The sequence below is a fragment of the Microbacterium galbinum genome, from assembly GCF_023091225.1.
Classification (GTDB): Bacteria; Actinomycetota; Actinomycetes; order Actinomycetales; family Microbacteriaceae; genus Microbacterium; species Microbacterium galbinum.
Genome location: NZ_JAHWXM010000002.1, coordinates 337,364 through 362,436, shown reverse-complemented (window position 1 = coordinate 362,436; position 25,073 = coordinate 337,364). Strand labels below are relative to the sequence as shown.

General features: G+C 69.9%; 20 protein-coding genes, 1 tRNA gene and 1 other RNA gene. 16 read left to right on the top strand and 6 right to left on the bottom strand.

Annotated elements, in window-relative coordinates; genetic code table 11:
* The first annotated feature begins 19 nt into the window (after positions 1-19).
* The 16 genes from ffs to KZC52_RS15740 all read left to right on the top strand — a co-directional run bounded on the left by ffs (position 20) and on the right by KZC52_RS15740 (position 19,220).
* An RNA gene (gene ffs, locus KZC52_RS15815) (signal recognition particle sRNA small type) lies at positions 20-116 on the top strand.
* Between the two features lie 41 nt (positions 117-157).
* Entirely contained in the window at positions 158-754 is a 597-nt protein-coding gene (locus tag KZC52_RS15810; protein WP_247625095.1) for a rhomboid family intramembrane serine protease, read from the top strand.
* A gap of 110 nt (positions 755-864) precedes the next feature.
* A complete protein-coding gene (locus KZC52_RS15805; protein ID WP_247625094.1) occupies positions 865-1,431 on the top strand; it encodes a hypothetical protein in 567 nt (188 codons plus the stop codon).
* Between the two features lie 76 nt (positions 1,432-1,507).
* The gene (gene pta, locus KZC52_RS15800) at positions 1,508-3,625 is read left to right on the top strand and encodes a phosphate acetyltransferase (protein WP_247625093.1); all 2,118 of its coding nucleotides are present in this window, start codon (positions 1,508-1,510) and stop codon (positions 3,623-3,625) included.
* Entirely contained in the window at positions 3,622-4,842 is a 1,221-nt protein-coding gene (locus KZC52_RS15795; protein WP_247625092.1) for an acetate/propionate family kinase, read from the top strand. The genes pta and KZC52_RS15795 overlap by 4 nt, the downstream gene beginning before the upstream one ends.
* A gap of 105 nt (positions 4,843-4,947) precedes the next feature.
* Positions 4,948-5,709: an HAD family hydrolase gene (locus tag KZC52_RS15790; RefSeq protein WP_247625091.1), complete on the top strand. Its 762-nt coding sequence runs from the start codon at positions 4,948-4,950 to the stop codon at positions 5,707-5,709.
* Complete coding sequence (locus KZC52_RS15785; protein ID WP_247625090.1) at positions 5,706-8,213, top strand: glycoside hydrolase family 65 protein; 2,508 nt, start codon at positions 5,706-5,708, stop codon at positions 8,211-8,213. Before KZC52_RS15790 ends, KZC52_RS15785 begins: the two co-directional genes overlap by 4 nt.
* 70 nt (positions 8,214-8,283) lie before the next feature.
* Positions 8,284-10,695 (top strand): DNA polymerase III subunit gamma and tau, encoded by a 2,412-nt coding sequence (locus tag KZC52_RS15780; protein WP_247625089.1) that lies wholly within the window; start codon positions 8,284-8,286, stop codon positions 10,693-10,695.
* On the top strand, positions 10,695-11,288 hold the full coding sequence (gene recR, locus KZC52_RS15775) for a recombination mediator RecR (protein WP_247625088.1): 594 nt from the start codon (positions 10,695-10,697) through the stop codon (positions 11,286-11,288). The genes KZC52_RS15780 and recR overlap by 1 nt, the downstream gene beginning before the upstream one ends.
* 22 nt (positions 11,289-11,310) lie before the next feature.
* Entirely contained in the window at positions 11,311-12,234 is a 924-nt protein-coding gene (locus KZC52_RS15770; protein WP_247625087.1) for a DMT family transporter, read from the top strand.
* Positions 12,235-12,353: 119 nt separating this feature from the next.
* Entirely contained in the window at positions 12,354-13,634 is a 1,281-nt protein-coding gene (locus tag KZC52_RS15765) for an aspartate kinase (RefSeq protein WP_247625086.1), read from the top strand.
* 130 nt (positions 13,635-13,764) lie between these two features.
* Positions 13,765-14,829: an aspartate-semialdehyde dehydrogenase gene (locus KZC52_RS15760; RefSeq protein ID WP_247625085.1), complete on the top strand. Its 1,065-nt coding sequence runs from the start codon at positions 13,765-13,767 to the stop codon at positions 14,827-14,829.
* Positions 14,830-14,978: 149 nt separating this feature from the next.
* Positions 14,979-16,406: a malate dehydrogenase (quinone) gene (gene mqo / locus KZC52_RS15755; RefSeq protein ID WP_247625275.1), complete on the top strand. Its 1,428-nt coding sequence runs from the start codon at positions 14,979-14,981 to the stop codon at positions 16,404-16,406.
* A 9-nt stretch (positions 16,407-16,415) separates the two neighbouring features.
* Complete coding sequence (locus tag KZC52_RS15750) at positions 16,416-17,042, top strand: thymidine kinase (protein WP_247625084.1); 627 nt, start codon at positions 16,416-16,418, stop codon at positions 17,040-17,042.
* A gap of 140 nt (positions 17,043-17,182) precedes the next feature.
* Positions 17,183-17,929: a FadR/GntR family transcriptional regulator gene (locus KZC52_RS15745; RefSeq protein WP_247625083.1), complete on the top strand. Its 747-nt coding sequence runs from the start codon at positions 17,183-17,185 to the stop codon at positions 17,927-17,929.
* A 10-nt stretch (positions 17,930-17,939) separates the two neighbouring features.
* Complete coding sequence (locus KZC52_RS15740) at positions 17,940-19,220, top strand: alpha-hydroxy acid oxidase (RefSeq protein WP_247625082.1); 1,281 nt, start codon at positions 17,940-17,942, stop codon at positions 19,218-19,220.
* Between the two features lie 44 nt (positions 19,221-19,264).
* Here KZC52_RS15740 and KZC52_RS15735 read toward each other — a convergent pair whose 3' ends face one another.
* From KZC52_RS15735 to KZC52_RS15710, 6 genes are all read right to left on the bottom strand, one after another.
* Complete coding sequence (locus KZC52_RS15735) at positions 19,265-20,107, bottom strand: DUF1295 domain-containing protein (RefSeq protein WP_247625081.1); 843 nt, start codon at positions 20,105-20,107, stop codon at positions 19,265-19,267.
* A gap of 55 nt (positions 20,108-20,162) precedes the next feature.
* On the bottom strand, positions 20,163-20,918 hold the full coding sequence (locus tag KZC52_RS15730) for an HAD-IIB family hydrolase (protein ID WP_247625080.1): 756 nt from the start codon (positions 20,916-20,918) through the stop codon (positions 20,163-20,165).
* Positions 20,915-21,391, bottom strand: coding sequence for a VanZ family protein (locus KZC52_RS15725; RefSeq protein ID WP_247625079.1), 477 nt, complete (start codon positions 21,389-21,391; stop codon positions 20,915-20,917). The genes KZC52_RS15730 and KZC52_RS15725 overlap by 4 nt, the downstream gene beginning before the upstream one ends.
* Before the next feature lie 68 nt (positions 21,392-21,459).
* Positions 21,460-21,536 (bottom strand) — tRNA-Pro (locus KZC52_RS15720).
* 53 nt (positions 21,537-21,589) lie between these two features.
* Positions 21,590-22,525 (bottom strand): metallophosphoesterase, encoded by a 936-nt coding sequence (locus tag KZC52_RS15715; RefSeq protein ID WP_247625078.1) that lies wholly within the window; start codon positions 22,523-22,525, stop codon positions 21,590-21,592.
* A complete protein-coding gene (locus KZC52_RS15710; RefSeq protein WP_247625077.1) occupies positions 22,522-25,062 on the bottom strand; it encodes a transglycosylase domain-containing protein in 2,541 nt (846 codons plus the stop codon). The genes KZC52_RS15715 and KZC52_RS15710 overlap by 4 nt, the downstream gene beginning before the upstream one ends.
* Between the last annotated feature and the right edge of the window lie 11 nt (positions 25,063-25,073).

The window sequence follows — 25,073 nt, the reverse complement described above, 5'->3', positions numbered from 1 at the left end:
CTCATCGGTTAGACTTGTCGACGGCTCTCCGCGTGGCGGCATCCAGGCCAATTCCCCCAGGGCGGAAACGCAGCAAGGGTAACCGGGCTCTGCTGGGTGCGCGGAGGGTCACTTTCTTTTTCAGCCTCCTCCGGGGCTGTCCTGTCAGGATCGTGATGTGACCGGCGCCACCACTCCTCCGCGGCAGAGCGCTCTCTCGCGCTTCGCCTCACCCGTGCTGCTCCTCGCCGCGATGTGGGCGATCCAGTTCGCCGACGCGCTCCTGCCGGGTTCGTTCACGGGTTTCGGCATCCGCTCCTGGGATCCCGAGGGTCTGCTCGGCATCGTGCTCGGGCCGCTGCTGCACGCGAACTGGGCGCATCTGATCGGCAACTCCGTGCCGTTCCTCGTGCTCGGACTGCTCGTCGCGGTCGAGGGCACCCGCAGATTCTGGACGGTCACCGCGATCGTCGCCGTCGTCGGCGGCCTCGGCACCTGGGTCTTCAACGCCCCGGGAACGGTGACGGTCGGGGCATCCGTGCTCGTGTTCGGCTACTTCGCCTACACGGTCGTGCGGGTCTTCGCGCCGGGCCGCGTAGCCCACCGCATCGGATACGCCGTCATCGCGCTCGTCGTGATCGGCGTGTACGGGGCGACGATGCTCGCGGGCGTGGTGGGCGTGAGCCAGGGCATCTCGTGGCAGGCGCACCTGTTCGGGGCGATCGGCGGCGCGCTCGCCGTGTTCGTCGGGCGACGCGGGGGCTCCGCGGAGTGAGCGCGCCGCGGTCGCGCTCGCGCACACCCGCTCGACGCCGGAAGAAGCGTCGGCCCGCGGCCCGGCGCCGACCGGGCGTCCGCGCACGGGCCGCCCGGCGTCGGCGGCGGATGCTGGTGCTCCGGCGTGTGCTGATCGGGGCCGTCGCCGTCGCGCTCTTCGCCGGGATCGCCGTGCTCGTGCCGCTCGGGCTCGCGCACGAGAAGCCCCTCGCGATCTGCGCGAGCGACCCGCGCACCTACCCCTCGGCCGGCATCGAGGGGTGGCGCGGGGAGCAGCTCGAGAACGCCGCGACGATCATGGCGACGGCATCCGCCCTGGGCTTCGCGCGCGACGGGCAGATCCTGGGCGTGATGACCGCGATGGGCGAGAGCAGCCTGCGCAACATCGATTACGGCGACTGGGAGACGAGCGGATTCACGAATCCCGACGGCTCGCGCACCACGAGCATCGGCCTGTTCCAGCAGCAGGAGTGGTGGGGGAGCGTCGAGCAGCGCATGGATCCCGCCACGTCCGCGACGCTCTTCTACGAGCGGTTGGCGCGGGTGCCGGGGTGGTCCTCGATGGACCCGTCGCTCGCGATCCATCGCGTGCAGATCAATCTCGATCCCACCTACTACTCCCGCTACGCCGCCGATGCGACCGCCGTCGTCGACGCGCTGTCGGCGCCGTGTTGACCTCCGGGAATCACACGGGGATTAAGTCCGGTCCGCTCCCAGGGCGTGCCGAGTGAGGTGCGCCTAAGCTGGAATCGTGGCGCGGAGCATCTACATCACCTCGGCCGAAGGCCATACCGGAAAATCGACGATCGCCCTCGGCGTGCTCGACGCGCTCATGCGCGTCACCCCGCGGGTCGGCGTGTTCCGGCCGATCGCGCGCTCGGTCACCGAGCGCGACGAGATCCTCGAGCTGCTGCTCGCCCACGACGGCGTGCACCTCGACTACGACGACTGCATCGGCGTCAGCTACGACGACATGCGCCACGACCCGGAGCACGCGCTGTCGACGATCGTCGCACGGTTCAAAGCGGTCGAAGCGCAGTGCGATGCCGTGGTGATCATCGGCAGCGACTACACCGACGTCGCCAGCCCCGCCGAGCTCGGCGTCAACGCCCGCATCGCCGCGAACCTCGGAGCTCCGGTGCTGCTCGTGCTGTCGGGACGCGACCAGCAGCGCCAGGCCGAGCAGCTCGGCACGACGACCGCCCGGGTGCCGGCCGCGGTCGGGCAGATCGCCGCGCTCGCGCTCACGGAACTCGAGCAGGAGCGCGCCGAGCTGTTCGCCGCGATCGTCAACCGCTCGGACCCCGCCGAGCTCGACGCCATCATCGAGGCGGTGCGGGGGGTGCGGCCGGGCAGGAGCACGCCCGTCTGGGCGATCCCCGAGGACCGCACGCTCGTGGCGCCGTCGATCCGCGGCATCCTCGCCGCCGTCGACGGCCGCCTCATCAAGGGTGACGAGGGGCGGCTGACCCGCGAGGCGCTGTCGATCGTCGTCGCCGGCATGTCGATGGTCAACGTGCTGCCGCGCATCACCGAGGAATCCGTCGTCGTGATTCCGGCCGACCGCACCGAGGTGCTGCTCGCGACGCTTCTCGCCGACGCCTCCGGCACCTTCCCCCGGGTCAGCGGCATCATCCTGAACGGGCCCTTCGACCTTCCCGAGCCGATCACGCAGCTGCTCGACGGGTTCCCGTCGACGGTGCCGATCATCGCCACCGATCTCGGCACCTACGACACCGCCGTGCGGGTCATGGGCGCGCGTGGCCGGCTCTCCGCCGACTCGCGCGCGCGGTACGACCGGGCGCTCGGACTCTTCCAGACCCATGTCGACATCGCCGAGCTCGCGACGCAGCTCGGGCTCGCCGAATCGCGGGTCGTGACCCCGCTGATGTTCGAGTACGGCCTCATCGAGCGCGCCCGCGCCGACCGCCGGCGCATCGTGCTGCCCGAGGGCGGCGACGACCGGATCCTGCGCGCGGCCGCCACGCTGCTGGCCCGCGAGGTGGCCGATCTCGTGATCCTCGGCGACGAGGCCGCCGTGCGAGCCCGCGCGGTCGAGCTCGGCATCGACATCACCACGGCCCAGGTGATCAGCCCCACCGATCCCGAGTACGTCGCGAGGTTCGCCGAGGAATACGCACGACTGCGGGCGCACAAGGGCATCACCCTCGCGCAGGCCGCCGACACCGTGACCGACGTCTCGTACTTCGGCACGATGATGGTGCACCTGGGTCTCGCCGACGGCATGGTCTCGGGAGCGGCGCACACGACGGCGCACACGATCCGTCCCTCCTTCGAGATCATCAAGACGAAGCCGGGCGTGAACGTCGTCTCGAGCGTGTTCCTCATGGCGCTCGCCGACCGGGTGCTCGTCTACGGCGACTGCGCCGTCATCCCCGATCCCACGAGCGTCCAGCTCGCCGACATCGCGATCTCGTCGGCGGCGACCGCCCGCCAGTTCGGGATCGATCCGCGCGTCGCGATGCTGTCGTACTCGACCGGCGAGTCCGGGTCGGGAGCCGACGTCGACAAGGTGCGCGAGGCCACGGCGCTCGTGCGCGAGCGCGCTCCCGAGCTGCTGGTCGAGGGGCCGATCCAGTACGACGCGGCCGCCGATGCCGCCGTCGCGAAGGCGAAACTGCCCGATTCCGCGGTCGCGGGTCGTGCCACCGTGTTCGTCTTCCCCGACCTGAACACGGGCAACAACACCTACAAGGCCGTCCAGCGCTCCGCGGGCGCGGTCGCGATCGGACCGGTCCTGCAGGGACTCAACAAGCCGATCAACGACCTCTCGCGCGGCGCGCTGGTCGAGGACATCGTCAACACCGTGGCGATCACCGCCATCCAGGCGCAGGGAGAGACCGCATGAGCGCGATCCTCGTGATCAACAGCGGCTCGTCGTCGCTGAAGTACAGCCTCCTCGACATCGAGCGCGAGCACGAGCTCGCCTCGGGCCTCATCGAGAGGATCGGCCAGGACACCGGTGCGGCCTCGCACACGGTGCGACCCGACACCGATGCGGATGCCGTGCCCACGATGCTCGACGCGACGTACAGCGACGAGCGCTCGATCCCCGATCATCATGCGGCCTTCGCGGTGATGCTCGAGCAGTTCGCCGAGCACGGCCCCTCTCTCGCCGAGCATCCGCCGGTCGCCGTCGGGCACCGCGTCGTGCACGGCGGGGCCCGCTTCTTCGCGCCGACCCTGATCGATGCCGACGTCGAGCGGCAGATCGAGGAGCTGTCGGTACTCGCGCCCCTGCACAATCCGGCCAACCTCGCCGGCATCCTCGCGGCGCAGGCCGTCTTCCGCGGCGTGCCGCACGTCGCCGTGTTCGACACCGCGTTCCATCAGACTCTGCCCGCCGCTGCGTACACCTACGCGATCGACGCCGAACTGGCGAAGCAGCACCGCGTGCGGCGCTACGGCTTCCACGGCACCAGTCACCAGTTCGTCAGCGAGGCGGCCGCGGCGTACCTCGGCCGCGACCTCGGCGATCTGCGCCAGCTCGTGTTCCACCTGGGCAACGGAGCGTCGGTCACCGCGATCGACGGAGGGCGCTCGGTCGAGACGTCGATGGGGCTGACCCCGCTCGAGGGCCTGGTGATGGGCACCCGCTCGGGAGACCTCGACCCGGCGGCTCTGGTGCACCTGTCGCGTCGCGCCGGCCTCTCGATCAACGAGCTCGATGCGCTGCTGAACACCCGCAGCGGACTGCAGGGCCTCGCCGGACGCAGCGACATGCGCGACATCCTCGCGGGCGTCGATGCGGGGGAGGAGGCGGCGACCCTCGCCTTCGACGTCTACGTGCACCGCCTGCGCGCCTACGCCGGGGCGTACATCGCCCAGCTCGGCGGCGTCGACGTGATCTCGTTCACCGCCGGCGTCGGCGAGAACGCGGCCCGGGTGCGCGCGGAGGCCCTCGCGACCCTCGGATTCGCCGGCGTCGAGGTCGATCACGGGCGCAACGCCGAGCGCGGTCGCGGCATCCGGAGGATCTCCACGGATGCCTCGACGGTGACGGTTCTGGTGGTCCCGACGAACGAGGAACTGCAGATCGCCCGGCAGACCGCCGACATGCTCTGAGCACACGGTTTCCGCAGGGGTTACTCTGGGGCGCGGCTCCCCATTACGCTGTCATGGTGGCACGGAGGAGTGCCGAAACCCTCGACCTTCTCCCTGGAGGCTTCTGTGCCGGAAAACCTGCCCGATCTGCTCGCCGCAGAAGGGGTGCTGTTCGACCTCGACGGCGTGCTCACGCCGACGGCAGAGGTCCACATGCGGGCCTGGAAAGCCGTGTTCGACGACGTGTTCGCCGAGTGGGGCATCACGCCGGCCTACACCGACGCCGACTACTTCGACTACGTCGACGGCAAGAAGCGCTACGACGGTGTCGCGAGCCTGATGCACAGCCGTAACGTCGAGATCCCCTGGGGCGAGGTCGACGACCCGCCCTCCGCCGACACCATCTGCGGCATCGGCAACCGCAAGAACGACGCCTTCGCCGCCGAGCTGCGCCGTGACGGCATCGCCCCGTACCCGGGCTCGCTCGCACTGGTCCAGCGTCTGCACGCGGCCGGGGTACCGCTCGGCGTCGTGTCGAGTTCGAAGAACGCTGAAGAGGTCCTCGCCGCCGCCGACCTCCGCTCGTACTTCCGCATCGTGGTCGACGGCGTCGTCGCCGAGCGCGACGGTCTGGCGTCCAAGCCCGCGCCCGACATGTTCCGCGCCGGCGCCGTGGCGCTCGGCGTCGACCCCGCTCGCAGCGTCGCCGTCGAGGACGCGACCTCGGGCGCGGCATCCGCATCGGCCGCCGGCTACGCGCACGTCGTCGGCGTCGACCGCGGCACCGGGGCCGACGCGCTGCGCGCCGCGGGCGCCACCGTCGTCGTCAACGACCTCGACCGCTTCCTCCCGACCACCCCGAACTCTGCACCGGAGACCACCGCATGATCGACCGCGACCGCTTCCCCGTCGACCCGTGGCGCCTCATCGAGACGCGCTACTCCGAGGAGGGCGTCGGCGAGACGCTGTTCTCGATCGGCAACGGATACCTCGGTCTCCGGGGCAATCACATCGAGGGCCGCGGGGCTCACGAGCACGGCACCTTCATCAACGGGCTGCACGAGACGTGGCCGATCCGTCATGCCGAGCAGGCCTACGGCTTCGCCGAGGTGGGCCAGACCATCGTCAACGCCCCCGACGCCAAGGTCATGCGCGTCTACGTCGACGACGAGCCGATCTCGTTCGACGAGGCGGATGTGCGCGAGTACCGCCGCACGCTCGACATGCGCACGGGTGTGCTCGAGCGTCTCGTCGTGTGGGAGACGCCGTCGGGCAAGCGCGTGCGCATGCGCGACGAGCGCATCGTCAGCTTCGAGGAGCGCCACCTCGCGATCCTGCGCCTCGAGGTCGTCGTCGAGAACTCCGACGCTCCGGTCACGATCAGCTGCCAGATCCTCAATCGCCAGGACGGTGCGGGCGTCTACGCCGGCACCCCGACCCAGGCCCAGAAGCCGGGCTTCGACCCGCGCAAGGCCGAGAAGATCGCCGATCGGGTGCTCGAGCCGGGTGAGCACTGGCAGGACGGCCTGCGCTCGGCGCTGTCGTACCGCGTCGCCGACTCCGGCATGACCGTCGCCGTCGTCGCCGACCACATCCTCGAGACCGAGAACGAGTACAGCGCCCGCGCCCTGGTCGAAGCAGACATCGCGAAGAACGTCTTCCGGGTGCAGGCCAAGGCCGGAGTGCCGATCACCGTCACCAAGCTCGTGAGCTACCACACCTCGCGCGGAGTGCCTCCGCGCGAGCTCGTCGACCGCTGCCGCCGCTCCCTCGACCGCGTCGCCGTGGAGGGCGTCGAGACGCAGTTCCAGCGCCAGCGCGACTGGCTCGACGCGTTCTGGGAGCGCAGCGACGTGCAGATCGGCGGTCACGACGACCTGCAGCAGGCGACCCGCTGGTGCCTCCTCCAGCTCGCGCAGGCCGCGGCCCGCGCCGACGGCACCGGAGTCCCCGCCAAGGGCGTCTCCGGGTCGGGGTACAGCGGCCACTACTTCTGGGACACCGAGATCTACGTGCTCCCGTTCCTCGCGTACACGTCGCCGCAGTGGGCGCGCAACGCGCTGCGCGCCCGCGTGCTGATGCTGCCGGCGGCGCGTCGGCGCGCGGCCCAGCTCAACGAGGCGGGGGCGCTCTTCCCCTGGCGCACGATCAACGGCGAGGAGGCCTCGGCCTACTACGCCGCGGGCACGGCGCAGTACCACATCAATGCCGACGTGAGCTTCGCGCTCGGCAAGTACGTGCGCGCGACGGGAGACACCGAGTTCCTCCGCCGCGAGGGCGCCGACGTCGCGGTAGAGACCGCGCGCCTGTGGGCGACGCTCGGCTTCTGGCGCTCGGCGCAGGTGGTCGAGAACGCGGATGCCGCCGACGGTCTGCAGACCTTCCACATCCACGGCGTCACCGGTCCCGACGAGTACACGACCGTCGTGAACGACAACCTCTACACGAACGTCATGGCCCGCTACAACCTCCGCTTCGCGGCCGAGGTCGTGCGCGAGATCCGCGAGACGTACCCCGAGGACTACCGCGACCTCGTCGAGCGCACGGGCCTGTTCGAGGGCGAGGCGGAGTCGTGGGAGCGCGCCGCCGAGGCGATGTTCATCCCCTACAGCGAGAGCCTGGGCATCCACCCGCAGGACTCCCTGTTCCTCGAGCGCGAGGTCTGGGACCTGGCGCACACGCCGTCGTCGCAGCGTCCGCTGCTGCTGCACTTCCACCCGCTGGTGATCTACCGGTTCCAGGTGCTCAAGCAGGCGGATGTCGTGCTCGCGCTGTTCCTGCAGGGCAACCACTTCTCGCCCGAGGAGAAGCGCGCCGACTTCGACTACTACGACCCGCTCACCACGGGTGACTCGACGCTCTCGGCGGTCGTGCAGTCGATCCTCGCGGCCGAGGTCGGGTACCAGGACCTCGCGCTGAAGTACTTCGAGGAGTCGATCTTCGTCGACCTCCACGACCTGCACAACAACGCGGCCGACGGGGTGCACGTGGCCTCCGCCGGTGGCGTGTGGACCGCGCTCGTATGCGGTTTCGGCGGCATGCGCGACTACGAGGGCGAGCTGAGCTTCGACCCGCGTCTGCCCGCGGCCTGGCCCTCGCTGACCTTCCCGATGAAGTGGAAGGAGTCCGAGGTCACGGTCACGATCACGGCCCATGAACTGCGTCTGCGGGTGCGCTCCGGCGCACCGGTGCCGTTCACGGTGCGCGACGAGGCCTACATCGCGACCGAGGGCGAAGAGGTCGTCGTCCCGCTCGCCGACCAGGGCCCGCTGATCCCGGGTCGCCCGACGCTGCGCCAGTTCGCGGATGCCCGTCGCGAGGACGGAACGCGCCTCTCGGCATCCGTCCCGGTGATCACCACGTCGATCCCGGTGCTCGCACCGCCGGAGTGATCGCGCGCGGCAGGTGCGTCTCCGGCGACGCACCTGCCGCGATGTCCGTGGCACGCCGTAGGCTGTTCTGGTGACCACAGCCCTCTATCGCCGCTACCGCCCCGAGACGTTCGGCGAGATGATCGGGCAGTCCCAGGTGACCGACCCGCTCATGACCGCGCTGCGCGGAGACCGCGTCGGCCACGCCTACCTCTTCTCCGGCCCCCGCGGGTGCGGCAAGACCACGTCGGCGCGCATCCTCGCGCGGTGCCTGAACTGCGCCGAGGGGCCGACCGACGTCCCCTGCGGCACCTGCCCCAGCTGCGTCGAGCTCTCGCGTGCCGGAGGCGGATCGCTCGACGTGGTCGAGATCGACGCCGCGAGCCACAACGGCGTCGACGACGCGCGCGACCTGCGCGAGCGGGCGACCTTCGCCCCGAGTCGCGACCGGTTCAAGATCTTCATCCTCGACGAGGCGCACATGGTGACGCCCCAGGGCTTCAACGCGCTGCTCAAGCTCGTCGAGGAGCCGCCGCCGCACGTGAAGTTCATCTTCGCGACCACCGAGCCCGAGAAGGTGCTCGGCACGATCCGCTCGCGCACGCACCACTACCCGTTCCGTCTCGTGCCGCCCGCGGCCATGCTCGAGTACGTCGAGAAGCTCTGCGTCGAAGAGGGCGTCGTGGTCGAGCAGGGTGTGCTGCCGCTCGTCGTGCGCGCCGGTGGCGGCTCGCCGCGCGACACGCTCTCGCTGCTCGACCAGCTCATCGCCGGCTCCGACTCGCCCGCAGGCTCCGAGACGGTCACGGTCGCGTACGCACGCGCCGTCGCCCTCCTCGGCTACACGCACGCGGCCCTGCTCGACGAGATCGTCGACGCCCTGGCGATCGCCGATGCGGCGACCGCATTCCCCGCCATCGACCGGGTGGTGCAGACCGGTCAGGACCCGCGCCGCTTCGTCGACGACCTGCTCGAGCGCCTGCGCGACCTCATCGTGATCGCCGCCGTCGGCAACGGCGCCTCCGCCGTGCTCCGCGGCATCGCCGACGACGAGCTCGAGCGCATGCGCACGCAGGCGGCCGCCTTCGGCGCCGCACGACTCTCGCGCACCGCCGACGTCGTCAGCGCCGCGCTCGACGACATGTCGGGCGCGACCTCGCCGCGACTGCACCTCGAGCTCATGGTCGCCCGCGTACTGGCCGGGGGAGCGGATGCCGCGACCGGGGTGGCGCCCGCGGCCGCCGCCGCGCCCGCAGCAGCGGCACAGCCGCACGCCGCTCCGCGACCGTCGGCTGCACCTGCACCTGCAGCAGCGCAGGCGCCCGCTCCGACTGCTCCTGCTCCGGCCGCCGCTGCCCCGGCCGCGCCGGTCGCAGTACCCACCGCAGCCGCGGCCCCGACGTCCACGCCGGAAGAGGTGGCTGCCTCCGCCGCACCGGCTGCTGCCGCCGCCGAGCCCGCCGCCGAGCGCCTTGCTGCCGCCGCTGAGCCGGTTGCTGCCGCCGCCGCCGCCGAGCCCGCGCCCGCCGCGGCACCATCGGGTCCGGTGACGCTCGATCGCATCGTCGCCGCGTGGCCGGCCGTGCTCACGCGCCTCGAGAGCATCAGCCGCTCGTCGTGGCTGGTCGTCACCACCGTGCAGCCCCTGGCGTACGACACCGAGTCCGAGGTCCTCACGATCGGTTTCGCGAGCCAGCACGATGTCGCGAAGTTCAAGGGAACCACGCCGGGCGCCGGCACCTCCGATCACCTGCGCACCGCTCTCCAGCAGGAGCTCGGTGTGGTCGTCAAGTACCGGCCGGCCCCGCTTCCGACCGGCGGTGCCGCGTCGACCGGCGGCGCACCGCGTTCCGGGGGATCCTCGGGGTCCGCAGGCGGTGCCCAGGCCCCGGCCGAGCCCGCCCCGACGGAGCCTGCCCCTGCGGGTTCCTCCCGACCGCAGAGCCCGCGCCCCTCGTCCGCTCCCGCGCCCGCCGCGGTGACCGAGTGGGCCGTCGCCGCGATCCCGACGTCCGACGCCGCGCCCGAAGCGGTGACGACCCCGGTCGGCCCCGTGTCGTCCCTGCCGGTCGACGACGAGCCCGAAGAGGTCGAGGCCGCAGCATCCGCGCCCGTCCCTCCGACCGACGGCACGATCGATCGCGACGAGCCGCCGCTTCCCGGCGACGACGAGGCGCCGTTCCCCGACGACGAGCCGCCGTACGACCCCTCGTACGAGCCCGCTCCGCACTCGGCCCCGCCGGTACCGGTCTCCGCCGCGCGGGCGCCCGCCGCGTCCACGGCACCGGCACCTGCCGCACCTACACCCGCCGCCGCACCGTCCTCCGCCGCGCCCGCGAACGCCCCGGCGCGGGTCGCCTCGGCCCACGCCGCTCCGCGCGTCACCGAGCGTGCGCCGGCGCCCGGGGGAGTGCAGCGCTACGGCGAGGCCGTGATCCGCCAGGTGCTCGGCGCGACGTTCGTGCGCGAAGAGCCCTATGAGCCCCCGACGAGGTTCGCCTGATGTACGACGGAATCGTTCAAGAGCTGATCGACGAGTTCGGGCGCCTGCCCGGCATCGGTCCGAAGTCCGCGCAGCGGATCGCCTTCCACATCCTGCAGACGCCGACGTTCGACGTCGCTCGACTGTCGGAACTGCTCAGCGACATCCGCACGCGCGTGCGCTTCTGCGAGGTGTGCGGCAACGTGGCCGAGCAGGAGCGGTGCGCGATCTGCCGCGACCCGCGCCGCAACCAGGCGCTCATCTGCGTGGTCGAAGACGCGAAGGACGTCGCGGCGATCGAGCGCACGCGCGAGTTCCGCGGGCTCTACCACGTGCTCGGCGGAGCGATCAGCCCGATCGCCGGCATCGGCCCCGACGATCTCCGCATCGCGCAGCTCATGAGCCGCCTCGCCGACGGCACGGTGCAGGAGGTCATCCTCGCCACCAACCCGAACCTCGAGGGCGAGGCCACCGCGAGCTACCTGAGCCGCTACCTCACCACGATGCAGATCACGGTCTCGCGCCTCGCCTCGGGGCTCCCCGTGGGCGGCGATCTCGAGTACGCCGACGAGGTCACCCTCGGCCGCGCCTTCGAAGGGCGGCGCGTGCTGTGACGACCCCTCGCGCGGTTCGACGATGAACGCGCAGCACACCGGATTCTCGCGACGCGGATGGCTGCTCTTCGGGGCCATGGCTCTGCTGTGGGGCGTGCCGTACCTGTTCATCAGCATCGCGGTCGAGTCGTTCTCGCCGCCCGCGATCGTCGCCGGGCGCACGCTCATCGCCGCGCTCCTGCTGCTCCCCTTCGCGCTGCGCAACGGCGCGTTGAAGGCGGCATGGAAGCACTGGCCCTGGGTGCTCGCCTTCGGCGCCGTCGAGATGGCGGGCCCCTTCCTGCTCCTCGGGCACGCCGAGATGACGCTGCCGTCGGGCATGACCGGCCTCCTCGTCGCGACCGTGCCGCTGTTCGCCGCGCTCATCGCGCTCGGCGGCGGCGATCGCGGAGTGCTCAAGCCGGCGCGATCGATCGGACTGCTCGTCGGGTTCCTCGGTGTCGCGATCGTCGTCGCGGGCCCCGGCCTGTTCGGCGGCGAGGTCAGCCTGATCGCCGCCGGCGAGGTGCTGCTCGTCGCGGTGCTCTACGCCACCGCCCCGTTCATCGTCGCGCGCAAGCTCGCCGACGTGCCCTCCCTCGGAACGATCACGCTCTCGCTCCTCATGATCGGCGTCTTCTACCTCCCGATCGGCCTGCTCACCCAGCACGAGGTGCCGACCCTCCCCGCGATCGGCGCCCTGCTCGCCCTCGCGGTGATCTGCACCGCCGTCGCGTTCCTCGCCTTTTTCGCGCTCATCCGCGAGGTCGGTCCCGTGCGCGCCCCGCTGTTCACCTACGTGAACCCGATCGTCGCGATCGTGCTCGGCGCGATCGTGCTCGCCGAGCCGCTCACCCCCGGGTTGCTGATCGGCTTCCCGCTCGTGATCGCCGGATGCTGGTTCGCCGCCACCGGCGGACGGCTGCGGCCGCCGGCATCCGCTCTCCCTCCTCCCGCGGTGCCCTGACGACCGGCCCCGACCGACATCGTCCGGCCCCGGCTGCGGCGTCACATGCACAGCGGAGCATATGGCGCGATCGTAGAATGAGCGGTGGGCGGATCCGCCCGACATCCCCGGGAGTGAACGTGGCCCTCATCGTGCAGAAGTACGGCGGCTCATCCGTCGCCGACGCAGAGAGCATCAAGCGCGTCGCCAAGCGCATCGTCGACACCCGTCGTGCCGGTCACGACGTCGTGGTCGCCGTCAGCGCGATGGGCGACACCACCGATGAGCTCCTCGACCTCGCGAACGAGGTGGCGCCGATCCCGGCACCGCGCGAACTCGACATGCTGCTCTCGAGCGGTGAGCGCATCTCGATGGCGCTGCTCGCGATGGCGATCCACTCGATGGGCTTCGAGGCCCGCTCGTTCACGGGCAGCCAGGCGGGCATGATCACCGACTCGCAGCACGGTGCCGCACGCATCGTCGATGTGACGCCGATCCGTCTGCGCGAGGCTCTCGACGAGGGCGCGATCGTGATCGTCGCCGGATTCCAGGGCTTCAACCGCGACACCCGCGACATCACCACGCTCGGCCGCGGCGGCTCCGACACCACCGCCGTCGCCCTCGCCGCCGCTCTCAAGGCCGACGTCTGCGAGATCTACAGCGACGTCGACGGCATCTTCACCTCCGACCCGCGCGTGGTGCCGGGTGCGCAGAAGCTCGACCACGTCTCGAGCGAGGAGATGCTCGAGCTCGCGGCCAACGGGGCGAAGGTGCTCTACATCCGCGCCGTCGAGTACGCACGCCGCCACGGCGTGCTCATCCACGCCCGGTCGTCGTTCTCGTCGGCCGAGGGTACGTACGTTTTGGGCGAGGGTATGAAGAACCCCCGCGAAGCCGAGGGAGCAGCCATGGAAGAACCGATCGTCGCCGGCGTCGCCACCGACCTCAGCCAGGCCAAGATCACCGTCGCCGGTGTGCCGGACGTGCCGGGCAAGGCGGCGGAGATCTTCAAGATCGTCGCGAAGTCGGGCGCGAACGTCGACATGATCGTGCAGAACGTCTCGGCCACCGGGCGCACCGACATCTCGTTCACCGTTCCCAAGGCGGATGCCGCGGCGGCGCTGAAGGCCCTCGCCGGCGACCAGGCCGAGGTGGGCTTCCAGAACCTCGTGCACGACGACCAGATCGGCAAGCTCTCCGTCGTCGGCGCGGGCATGCGCACGCACTCCGGTGTCTCGGCCGTGCTCTTCGAGGCGCTGTCGGCCGGCGGCATCAACATCGAGATGATCTCGACCTCCGAGATCCGCATCTCGGTGGTGCTCCGCGGCAGCGACCTGCTCGAGGCCGCGCGCACGGTGCACACCGCCTACGGCCTCGACGGCGACACCGAAGCGGTCGTCCACGCCGGCACCGGTCGCTGACCCGGCGCCCGGCCGTCCGGCTGAGCGATAGACTCGCCGGAACCCTGACATCGGCGCCAGGCGCGGCATCCGCATCCCGACGCCGCGCCTTGCGCCTCGTACGCAGTACCGCACGACGCCAAGGAACATCATGACCCGCATCTCCGACTCAGGACTCTCCGTCGCCATCGTGGGCGCCACCGGCCAGGTGGGCACCGTGATGCGCGAGATTCTCGCCGAGAGGTCCTTCCCGATCCGCGAGCTGCGCCTGTTCTCGTCGGCCCGGTCGGCCGGCACGTCGATCGAGTACGGCGGCACGTCGGTGATCGTCGAGGACGTCGAGCAGGCGGATGCCGCGGGCATCGACATCGCCCTCTTCTCGGCCGGCGCGACCGCCAGCCGCGCCTACGCGCCGCGCTTCGCCGCCGCCGGCGCCGTCGTGGTCGACAACTCGAGCGCGTGGCGCATGGACCCCGAGGTGCCGCTGGTCGTCAGCGAGGTCAACCCCCACGCGATCGACGAGCGCCCCAAGGGCATCATCGCGAACCCCAACTGCACGACCATGGCCGCGATGCCGGTGCTGAAGGCGCTGCACGCGGAGGCGGGCCTCGAGCGCCTCATCGTCTCGACCTACCAGGCGGTCTCGGGCTCCGGCCTCGCGGGTGCGCAGGAGCTCCTCGGCCAGGTCGAGGGCGTGCTCGCCCAGGGCGACACCCTGCGCCTCGTGCACGACGGTTCGTCGGTCGACTTCCCCGAGCCCGAGAAGTACGTCGCCCCGATCGCTTTCGACGTCATCCCCTTCGCGGGCAATCTCGTCGACGACGGCGACAACGAGACCGACGAGGAGAAGAAGCTCCGCAACGAGAGCCGCAAGATCCTCGAGCTGCCCGACCTGCTCGTTGCGGGCACCTGCGTGCGCGTGCCGGTCTTCACCGGGCACTCGCTCTCGATCCACGCCGAGTTCGCGAACGACATCACCCCCGAGCGCGCGACCGAGCTGCTGTCGGCTGCTCCCGGCGTCGTGCTCGACGAGGTGCCGACGCCGCTGCAGGCCGCGGGCAAGGACCCGAGCTTCGTCGGTCGCATCCGCGCCGACCAGTCGGCTCCGGCGGGCAAGGGCCTGGTGCTCTTCGTCAGCAACGACAACCTGCGCAAGGGCGCGGCCCTCAACGCAGTGCAGATCGCGGAGATCCTCGCTGAGCGCCTGAGCGCCTGAGCGGGTCCGCGCGCGATAGCGCGACGGCATCCCCGCGATGCGGAAGCGGTCTGATCGGGCCGGCCCCGGTGGTCGGCCCGGTCGCGTCCGCGAACTAGACTGTCGTGGTGACCGAAACAGTCGATGTCGTCCTGATCGGCGGTGGCATCATGAGCGCCACCCTGGGTACTCTGCTGCACGAGCTGCAGCCGGAGTGGAAGATCGTCGCCTTCGAGCGACTCTCGGATGTCGCCCAGGAGAGTTCGAACCCCTGGAACAACGCCGGCACGGGGCACGCCGCCCTCTGCGAGCTCAACTACATGCCGCAGGGCACCGGGCCCCTCGACCCCGCGAAGGCCGTCTCGATCAACGAGCAGTTCCAGCAGAGCCGCCAGTTCTGGTCGTCGCTCGTCGACAAGGGCGTGCTCGACGCTCCCTCCACCTTCATCAACGCCACGCCGCACATGACCTTCGTGCGTGGTGAGAAGGACGTCGCGTACCTCAAGGATCGCTACGAGGTGCTCAAGAAGCAGCCCCTGTTCGATGGCATCGAGTACAGCGAGGACTCGCGCGTCATCAACCAGTGGGCGCCGCTGCTCATGCAGAAGCGCCGCAAGGGTGAGCCCTTTGCCGCGACGCGCGTGCCCGCCGGCACCGACGTCGACTTCGGAGCCCTCACCCACCAGCTCTTCGACCACCTCACCGATTCGGGCGTCACGCTGCGCACGAACCACGAGGTGCGCTCGCTCAAGCGCCAGAAGGACGGCACCTGGCTCGTCAAGTACCGCACGACGATCGGTCGCACCCCGAACGAGGTCAAGGCGAAGTTCGTGTTCGTCGGCGCCGGTGGATGGGCGCTCAAGCTGCTGCAGAACTCGGGCATCCCCGAGATCAAGGGCTACGGAGTCTTCCCGATCGGCGGACAGTTCCTGAAGACCAGCAACCCGAAGATCGTCGAGCAGCACAAGGCGAAGGTCTACTCGCAGGCATCCGTCGGTGCACCGCCCATGTCGGTGCCGCACCTCGACACGCGCGTGGTCGACGGCGAGGCCTCGCTGATGTTCGGGCCCTTCGCGACGTTCAGCCCCAAGTTCCTCAAGAACGGTTCGATACTCGACATCGTCTCGCAGGTACGCACGCACAACCTGTGGCCGATGCTGCGCGTCGCCTTCGCGAACCCCGACCTGATCACGTACCTCGTCGGCGAGCTCATGAAGAACCACCGCAAGAAGGTCGACAGCCTGCGCACGTTCATGCCGACGGCGAAGGACGAGGACTGGACGCTCATCGATGCGGGTCAGCGCGCGCAGGTCATGAAGAAGGACCCGAAGAAGGGCGGCATCCTGCAGTTCGGCACCGAGGTCGTCGCCGCGGGCGACGGCTCGATCGCCGGGCTCCTCGGCGCCTCGCCCGGTGCCTCGACGGCCGTGCCGATCATGCTGAACCTGCTGAAGACCTGCTTCCCCGACGACTACGTGGCCTGGGAGCCCCAGCTGCGAGAGCTCATCCCGACGTTCGGCGAGCAGCTCAACAAGGATGCCGCGCTGGCGAAGGAGTCGACGACGGCGACGGCGGCGACCCTCGGCATCAACGTCTGAGGTCGGCCGGTGGCGAAGCTCTACTTCCGCTACGGCGCGATGAACTCGGGCAAGTCGACCGCTCTTCTGCAGGCGGCCTACAACTACGAGGAGCGCGGGCAGCGGGTGCTGCTGGCCAAGCCCGCGATCGACACCAAGGGCGCGTCCGAGATCTCGAGCCGTCTGGGGATGACGCGGGAGGTCGACTTCCTCATCGCTCCCGGCGACGATGCGAAGCAGCTCTTCCTCGCTCGCCGCGACGATGCGCGGGCGCACGCTGACGACATCGCATGCCTGCTCATCGACGAGGCGCAGTTCCTCACGCCGGAGCAGGTCGACGACCTCTTCCGCATCGCGGTCGAGGAGGGCATTCCGGTGCTCGCCTACGGCATCCGCAACGACTTCCTGACGCATGCCTTCCCCGGGTCGGCTCGCCTGCTGGCGATCGCGCACTCGCTCGAAGAGCTCAAGACCATCTGCCGTTGCGGCCGGAAGGCCGTGTTCAACGGTCGGGTGATCGGCGGGCGCTTCGTGTTCGACGGAGACCAGGTCGCGATCGACGAGGGGGCCGACGGCCAGGCCGCTCCCGAGGTGACGACCTACGAGTCGCTGTGCGGCACCTGCTATCTGCAGGAGTCCGGCGGGCGCCTGGGCTGAGCCCGCCTCCTCCCTTCGCTCTTCCGGAGCGGTGATCTCGCGTACGCGCGTTGCGTGGTCTGACCACACGACGTAGAGTGTGGTCAGACCACAGCGCGGACCACAGATGGGCGCGCGCGGTGCGACCGAGGAGAGAGCGGATGGCGGAGCAGCCGGTGCGTGCGTGGCGAGTCGTGCTCGACCACATTGAGCGCGACCTCCTCGAAGGGCGCCTGAACCCGGGCGACCGGCTCGCCTCCGAGCGCGACCTCTCCACGGACCTGGGCGTAGGCCGCTCCAGCGTGCGCGAGGCGTTCCGCGTGCTCGAGGTCATGGGCCTCATCCGCACCGCGACCGGTTCCGGGCCGCAGGCGGGCGCGATCGTCATCGCGACGCCCACCGGAGGCATGTCGCAGCTCCTGCGCCTGCAGGTGGCCGCGCACGGCTTCCCGCTCGCGGATGTCGTCGCGACCCGACTCGTGCTCGAGGACGCCACAGCCCACGCGCTCGCGACGGCGCACGACCGCGACACCGCCGCCGCCCATCGGATGCTCGCCGCCATGGACGCGCCCGATCTCACCCCCGCGGAGTTCCTCGCCCTCGACGCGCAGCTGCACCTCGCTCTCGCCGAGGCGAGCGGCAACACCGTGATCGCCGCGATGATGGCGGGCCTCCGCTCATCGATCGAGTCGTACGTGCAGGCCGGCGCCGCGTCGATCCCCGATTGGGACGACATGGCCTCCCGCCTGCGCGAGGAGCACCGCGCCCTCGTCGCGGCGATCGACGCCGGCGACGCGGCATCCGCTCGCGCCCTCGTGCATGCGCACATCACCGGCTACTACACCGCCGCAGGCCTGACCCGCACGGCCTCGACCGACACGATCCCCGACAGCACCCCCGACAACTGAGAGGACCACCATGGTTCAGCGCCAGGTGCCCAAGCCCGCCGAGCTCTTCGACCTGATGAAGTTCAAGAAGCCCGAGTTCAACGGGCGCAAGCGTCGCCTCGACGCCGCGCTCACGATCGACGACCTGCGCCTGATCGCGAAGCGCCGCACTCCGAAGGCCGCGTTCGATTACACCGACGGTGCGGCCGAGGGGGAGCTCTCGCTCACTCGCGCACGCCAGGCCTTCCAGGACGTCGAGTTCCACCCCGGCATCCTGCGCCCGGCACCGACCGTCGACACGAGCGTGGACATTCTCGGCGGCCCCTCCGCGCTGCCGTTCGGCATCGCCCCGACCGGCTTCACCCGGCTGATGCAGACCGAAGGCGAGTCCGCCGGTGCCGGTGCCGCGGCCGCCGCCGGCATCCCGTTCACGCTGTCGACGCTCGGCACGACCTCGATCGAAGGCGTGAAGGCTGCCACCCTTCGAGAGCCTCAGGGACAGATTCCCGGAAGGAACTGGTTCCAGCTCTACGTCATGCGCGACCGCGAGATCTCCTACGAGCTCACCCGTCGTGCGGCCGCCGCAGGATTCGACACCCTGCAGTTCACGGTCGACACCCCGGTCGCCGGAGCCCGTCTGCGTGACAAGCGCAACGGCTTCAGCATCCCCCCGCAGCTCACCCTCGGTACGATCATCAACGCGATCCCGCGCCCCTGGTGGTGGTACGACTTCCTCACCACTCCGAAGCTCGAGTTCGCCTCGCTGAGCACCACCGGCGGCACCGTCGGCGAGCTGCTCGACGCCGCCATGGACCCGACCATCAGCTACGACGACCTCGCCGTGATCCGCGACATCTGGCCCGGCAAGATCGTCATCAAGGGCGTGCAGAACGTCGAGGACTCCGTGCGCCTGCGCGATGCGGGTGTCGACGGCATCGTGCTCTCGAACCACGGCGGGCGCCAGCTCGACCGCGCGCCGATCCCGTTCCACCTGCTGCCGAGCGTGCGCCAGGCGGTCGGAGACGACTTCACCGTCATGATCGACACCGGCATCATGAACGGCGCCGACATCGTGGCGGCGGTCGCCCTCGGCGCGGACTTCACGCTCATCGGCCGCGCGTACCTCTACGGTCTGATGGCCGGCGGACGCCAGGGCGTCGACCGAACCATCGCCATCCTGCGCAGCGAGATCGAGCGCACGATGCGTCTGCTCGGCGTCTCGACGCTCGCCGAGCTCGAGCCCGGACACGTCACCCAGCTGCAGCGCCTCGTTCCGGTGGTTCGCCCCGCCGCCGAGGCAGTCGTGCGCTGAGGCGCATCCGTACTGTCGAACGACGAAGCGCCGTCGTGCCCCGCTCAGGTCTGGGGTGCGACGGCGCTTCGGCGTGGAGGCCAGGGCACGAGCATCGAGGTGGTGCGGCGGTACTCCGCGTACGCGGGGTACTTCGCGGCGGTGATCGACTCGGTGAAGATCGTCGAGCCGATGAACAGGAGCGAGAGCAGCACGGCTCCGACGATCGTCGGGTTCAGGACGCCCCCGACGAGTCCCGCGCCTCCCGAGACGGCCGCGCTGGCGCCCAGCGCGTAGAACGCCCACCACTGCGCCTGCTCGAAGAAGAAGTTGGGGTGGCGGCTGTAACGGAAGAGCCCGGTGGTCGCGAAACCGGGGGAGAGGGTGCCTCCCGCCGCCTTCTTGCGCTGGTGGAAGACCCACTGCTGCTGGTCGGCGATCGTCTCACCGGTGAGGAAGGCGAGGAAGGCGGCGATGAAAAGCACATCCCAGCCGGTCATCGCGGACGGATGCCGCGCGGCCACCATCGCCGGGAGCGTGATGAGCACGAGCAGGGTCATCTGGTAGGCGATGATGAAGAACAGGTTGAAGAGCTGGAACTGCCAGGGGCGCATGCGTGCGCGCAGGATCGCCCAGCGGTAGTCCTCCATGCCGGTGTAGCCGCCCTTGCGGGCGAAGTTGAACGTGAGGCGCGCGCCCCAGGCCGTGGCGAGCAGCCCCATCGCGACGAGCCGCGCCGATCCGTCGCCCTCGGCGAAGGCGACGCCCACGAAGATCCAGACGTATGCGACCGGGACGATCGACCACGCGCGATCGACCCAGGAGGTGTCGCGGGTGATCAGCGACAGCACCCAGCAGACGAGGCTGGCAGCGGCCGCCACGATGATGACGATGAGCAGAGCGTCCATGCCGCCATGCTAGGCCCGGAGCGGGCGTGAGCGGCGGATGCCTGCGAAAGGTCGATCAGAGCGTGGGGAGGAGGGCGTCGAGCTTGTCGGCCGTGTCCTCCCAGCCCTCGACCGCGACCGAGGGCACGCCGATCGCGAGCACGGGGTAGTCGTTGCCCCCCTCGTCGAGACGGTCGCCGAAGAAGAGCATGTCGGTGAGGGGGATGCCGGTGAGGTCGGCGAGGCGCGTCATCCCGAACGCCTTGTCGATGCCGGCGCGGGTGATGTCGATCGACGTCGACCCGCCCGAGCGCACCTCGAGGCCGGGGAGGCGGGCGGCGACGGCATCGCGCAGCGCGGCGCGCTTCGCGCCCGTCGGGTCCCACGCGTGCTTGGCGTCGCTCGGCGCGCGCTGTCCGAGGGCGGAGAAGGTGATCTGCGAGCCGCGGTCCTCGAGGATCTCGCCCCAGGGCTCGGCCTCCCACAGCTCGAGGCGTTCGGCCTCCTCCCGCAGGGCGGTGAGGGCGGCGGACTTCTCGTCGTCGGTGAGGTCGTGCGCGTAGACGGTGGCGAACGCGGTGCCGTCGTGGCGCAGGTAGCGGGTGCCGCAGGTGGGCAGGAGGTGCAGTCGGCCGAGCTCGGCGGCATCCGCATCGGTCAACTGGGCGACGACCTGGGTGCGGAACTGCGTCTCGTTGCCGCCCGAGATGATCGCGACGTCGACCCGATGCAGCAGGGCCTGGAGCAGGGCGGCGATGCGCGGGGTGATCGCCGCCTTCGAGGTGGCGAGCGTGTCATCGAGGTCGAAGGCGACGAGAGAGGGCGCGGTCATGATGCTTCCAGCCTACGAGAGGGCGAGGGGCCGGAGAGCACGGCCACCAGGAGTGCGGACAACACCGCGAGGACGACGCCGATCGTCGCTCCGGTCGAGTTCGCGATCACGTCGGAGACGGTCGCCGCGCGGTGCGGAAGCACCAGACGCTGGAACACTTCGATGCCGATCGAGATCGCGGGACCGACGAGGAAGGCGAGGCCCCAGACCGGGCGGGGGAGGAGCACGAACGCGAGGATTCCCACCGGCACGAAGACGCAGACGTTCGCGAGGATCTCGAGGCGGGTGAAATCGAGTGACGCCCAGCCGAGACGGTGCGCGGTCGACAGAACGAGGTCGAGCAGGTTGGGCAGACGCTGTTCGACGCGGGAAGGCGTGAGGGTGAGTGCAACGAGCCCGGCGAGGAACGGGATGCCGAGGCCCAGAGCCCAGGCGCGTGTGCGGCGACGCGGCGGGGGGAGGAGCGATCCCATGTCGTCCCTTCGATCCGCGGTCGGGGTACAGAGAAGGCCGCCCCGCAGGGCGGCCTTTCCGGTGTTACTGGTCGGGGTGACAGGATTTGAACCTGCGACCTCTTCGTCCCGAACGAAGCGCGCTACCAAGCTGCGCCACACCCCGTTTTGCAACCCTCCGAGTCTACAAGGAAAAGTCGCGAGCGCCCAATCGAGCGCTCAGGCCCGCGCGGTGAGCGTGAGCAGCGTCGCCTCCGGACGGCAGGCGAAGCGCACCGGGGCGTAGATCGAGTGCCCGCAGCCCGCGCTGACATTGAGCGGCACGGCGCGGTCGCCGTGCGTCCAGGTGCTCAGCCCCTTGGCCTGCTTCAGGGGGATGTCGCAGTTCGCGACCAGGGCACCAAAGCCGGGGAGGCACACCTGGCCGCCGTGCGTGTGGCCGCCGAGGATCGCGTCGGCGCCGAGGTCGATGAACCCGTTGAGCACCCGCTGGTACGGCGCGTGCGTGACCCCGAGCACCGGTGTGCCGGCGGGTGCCGGGCCGAGCGCCGCGATCGCGTCGGGCAGGTCGTCGAGGCGGTCCCAGTCGCGGTGGGCGTCGTTCACGCCGAAGAGGTCGATGTCGCGCCCGGCGACCGACAGGCGCGCGGCGGTGTTGTCGAGCCCCGTCCACCCGAGCTCGTCGGTGAAGTAGCGATCCATCGCGTCGGTGTCGAGCAGGCGCGGGGCGCTCGTGTGCTTCGACGGACCGGTGAAGTACTTGAACGGGTTGCGCGGCGAGGGCTCGTTGACGTCGTTCGAGCCGTGCACGAAGACGCCGGGGATGCCGACGAACGGATCGAACGCACGACGGATGCCGTCGAGCCCCTCGCGATGCCCGAGGTTGTCGCCGGTGTTGACGATGAGGTCGGGCTTCAGCTGGGCGAGCGAGGCGAGCCAGTCCTGCTTGCGGTGCTGCCAGGGCGCCATGTGGGCGTCGGACAGGTGCAGGATGCGCAGGGGAGCGGAGCCGGGCGGCAGAGCGTATGCCTCGACCTCGCGCACTGTGAACAGGTAGCGTTCGATGCCGATGCCCCAGATCGCCGCTGCAGCGCCCACGGCCCCCACCGCGCCGAGCGCGATGAGGGCCGGGTGCACCGAAGAGGTGCGGGTCACTCGCAGACCACGGTCACGGTCGTGGTCTTGCTCGCAGCACTGCCCGGGGCCGGGTCGGTGCTGATCACCTTCTTGCCTCCGCCGTTGCAGGAGGCGTCGAACTGGAGCGATTCGAACCCGGCGGCGAAGAGCGAGGCCTGGGCGGCGCTTCGCGACTTACCGATCAGGTCGGCCGGGACCGTCGTGGCCTGTCCGTTGCTGGGCGAGATCGTGACGTTGGCGCCCGTCGGAGCCTGACCGGACGGATCCTGCGCGGCGACGATATTGGTCGCTTGCGAGCCGTCGACCGGCGCTCCGACCGAAACCGCGAATCCGGCGCCCTCGAGAGCTGCGGTCGCCTCGTCGATCGTCATCCCGACCACGCTCGGCACGTCGACGAGGATTTGGCGGGTGAGGTTCCGGTCGGGCTGTGGGAACGCGTTTCCCCCGTAGACGTCATTCGCCGCGGCCTGCGCGGCCCTCGCGATCGGGTAACGCACGTCGTTGAGGTACGACCCCAGCAGAGACGGTACCTGGAACACGTTCTCCTGGCCCTGCCAGCGTCCGGCCCATACCGCAGTCGCGACCTGGGTGCTCGACTCGATCATCATGGTCGACCAGCGGTCGTGTGTTCCGGTCTTACCGATCAACGGCGTGCCGTCGTAGGGGTTGGCGCGGGAACCGGTGCCACCGCTTGCCATGACGCCCTGAAGGGCATAGGCGGCAGTCGCGGCGACCTCGGGCGTGAGCACGCCTTCCTTGCACGATACCGGCGGGATCTCGTGTTCCGTGCCGTCGGCATTGAGCACCTTCTCGATCGCGCGCGGGGCGCAGTAGGTGCCGCCGTTCGCGACGGTGGCGTAGGCGGCGGCCATCGCCATCGGAGAGATGTTCTTCGGCCCGAGCACGTCGTACGGCACGTTCTGGTCGGTGACCTTCCCGCCCGTTGCCAGCGTCACGCCCATGCGGTCGGCGACCTTGTTGATCTCGCAGATGTCGAGCTTCGCGGCCATCGCGAAGAATCCGCTGTTGAGCGACTGCGCGGTGAAGGTGCGAACGTTGCTGGTATATCCGCGGCCGCCGCCGAAGTTGCCGATCTCCGCTGTGTCGACGGTCTGCGTTGCACCGCACACGTTCATCTTGAGGTTCTTCTGTACGGCGCCGTTGAGCACCTCGTTGACCGAGTGTCCCTTCTCGAGCCAGTCGATGAGGGTGAAGAGCTTGTACGTCGATCCGACTTGGAAGCCGTCGGAGTTTCCGTGTGCGCGGTCACCGGCGAACACCAGCGAGGTGAACGCCTGGTCGTCGGTCTTCGTCTCGCTGAACGTCGTGTTCTGCGTCATCGAGATGATGTTGCCGTTCGTCGTGTTGAGGGAGACGCCGGCCGCACCGAAGTACTTGTTGTCCATGTTGCCGGGGGCGTTCTCGGCCATGGCCTGGGCGGCCGGTCCCTGCACGCGCATGTCGATCGTGGTGTAGATCTTCAGGCCACCGCGGCGCAGCAGCTCGCTGCGGTCCTGACGGGTCTCGCCGAAGATCGGGTCGTTCTCGATGATCGACTTGGCGTACTGGCAGAAGTAGGCCTGCTGACCGGCAGTGGCGCAGCCCTGCACGGACGGTGTGATCTTGGGCTCGATGGGCGAGGCCTTGGCCTCGTCGTGCTCGGCCTGCGTGATCTTGCCGTCGGCGAGCATGCGGCCGAGCACGTAGTCGCGGCGGTTGAGGGTATCGGCGTAGCCGTCGGCCGCGGAGTTCTCGCCCTCGGAGCGGTCGATGCGCAGGTTGTTCGGGTTCTGCACGATGCCAGCCAGCGTCGCGGCCTGGGCGATCGTGAGGTTCGACGCGGATGCCGAGAAGTAGTACTTGGCAGCGGCCTCGATGCCGTAGACGGTGCCGCCGAAGTTCGCGATGTTGAGGTAGCCGAGCAGGATGTCGTTCTTCGACGACGTCTTCTCGATCTGGATGGCGTAGCGCATCTCCTGCAGCTTGCGCTCGATGCCGTCAGCGCCCTTTGCGTTGGTCGCGTCGAGCCAGCACTGCTGCAGGTCCTCCGAGTAGGTGTCCGAGGCGGCGTCCGCCTTCTGCTCGCACTCCTGGATCTGCACGTTCTTCACGAACTGCTGCGTGATGGTCGACGCACCGCGGCTCGATGTCTTGCGCAGGTTGTCGATGACGGCCTTGACGGTGGCGCCGAGGTTGACGCCGCCGTGGCTGTAGAAGTTCTTGTCCTCGCTCGAGAGGATGGCGTTGATGAGCGTCGGCGACAGCTGCTCGTACGTCACCGGCACGCGGTTCTGTTCGTAGAACGACGCGAGGACGATGTTCTCACCCGTGTTCGGGTCGGTCGCGTAGATGGTCGACTGCTCCATCGGAGCGTTGACGTCGAGGTTCGCGGGGAGCTCTTCGAACAGCGTCACGGCGCTGTTGCCGGCGATGCCGGCCATCGCGAGGACGGGCGTGACGCTGGTGGTGACAAGAAGGCCGGCGACGGCGCTCAGACCGACGAGCCCGAGCAGACCGCCGAGCACGCCTTTCACCGTACGGTTCTTTTGAGGCATACGCTTGATCG

What these genes read in the sequence shown, in the direction of transcription:
- KZC52_RS15805 (WP_247625094.1), top strand. Translation starts at nt 865, where the DNA reads ATGCTGGTGCTCCGGCGTGTGCTGATCGGGGCCGTCGCCGTCGCGCTC.
- KZC52_RS15760 (WP_247625085.1), top strand. Translation starts at nt 13,765, where the DNA reads ATGACCCGCATCTCCGACTCAGGACTCTCCGTCGCCATCGTGGGCGCC.
- KZC52_RS15785 (WP_247625090.1), top strand. Translation starts at nt 5,706, where the DNA reads ATGATCGACCGCGACCGCTTCCCCGTCGACCCGTGGCGCCTCATCGAG.
- KZC52_RS15795 (WP_247625092.1), top strand. Translation starts at nt 3,622, where the DNA reads ATGAGCGCGATCCTCGTGATCAACAGCGGCTCGTCGTCGCTGAAGTAC.
- recR (WP_247625088.1), top strand. Translation starts at nt 10,695, where the DNA reads ATGTACGACGGAATCGTTCAAGAGCTGATCGACGAGTTCGGGCGCCTG.
- KZC52_RS15740 (WP_247625082.1), top strand. Translation starts at nt 17,940, where the DNA reads ATGGTTCAGCGCCAGGTGCCCAAGCCCGCCGAGCTCTTCGACCTGATG.
- KZC52_RS15725 (WP_247625079.1), bottom strand. Translation starts at nt 21,391, where the DNA reads ATGGGATCGCTCCTCCCCCCGCCGCGTCGCCGCACACGCGCCTGGGCT.
- mqo (WP_247625275.1), top strand. Translation starts at nt 14,979, where the DNA reads ATGAGCGCCACCCTGGGTACTCTGCTGCACGAGCTGCAGCCGGAGTGG.
- KZC52_RS15730 (WP_247625080.1), bottom strand. Translation starts at nt 20,918, where the DNA reads ATGACCGCGCCCTCTCTCGTCGCCTTCGACCTCGATGACACGCTCGCC.
- KZC52_RS15745 (WP_247625083.1), top strand. Translation starts at nt 17,183, where the DNA reads ATGGCGGAGCAGCCGGTGCGTGCGTGGCGAGTCGTGCTCGACCACATT.
- KZC52_RS15770 (WP_247625087.1), top strand. Translation starts at nt 11,311, where the DNA reads ATGAACGCGCAGCACACCGGATTCTCGCGACGCGGATGGCTGCTCTTC.
- KZC52_RS15710 (WP_247625077.1), bottom strand. Translation starts at nt 25,062, where the DNA reads ATGCCTCAAAAGAACCGTACGGTGAAAGGCGTGCTCGGCGGTCTGCTC.
- KZC52_RS15735 (WP_247625081.1), bottom strand. Translation starts at nt 20,107, where the DNA reads ATGGACGCTCTGCTCATCGTCATCATCGTGGCGGCCGCTGCCAGCCTC.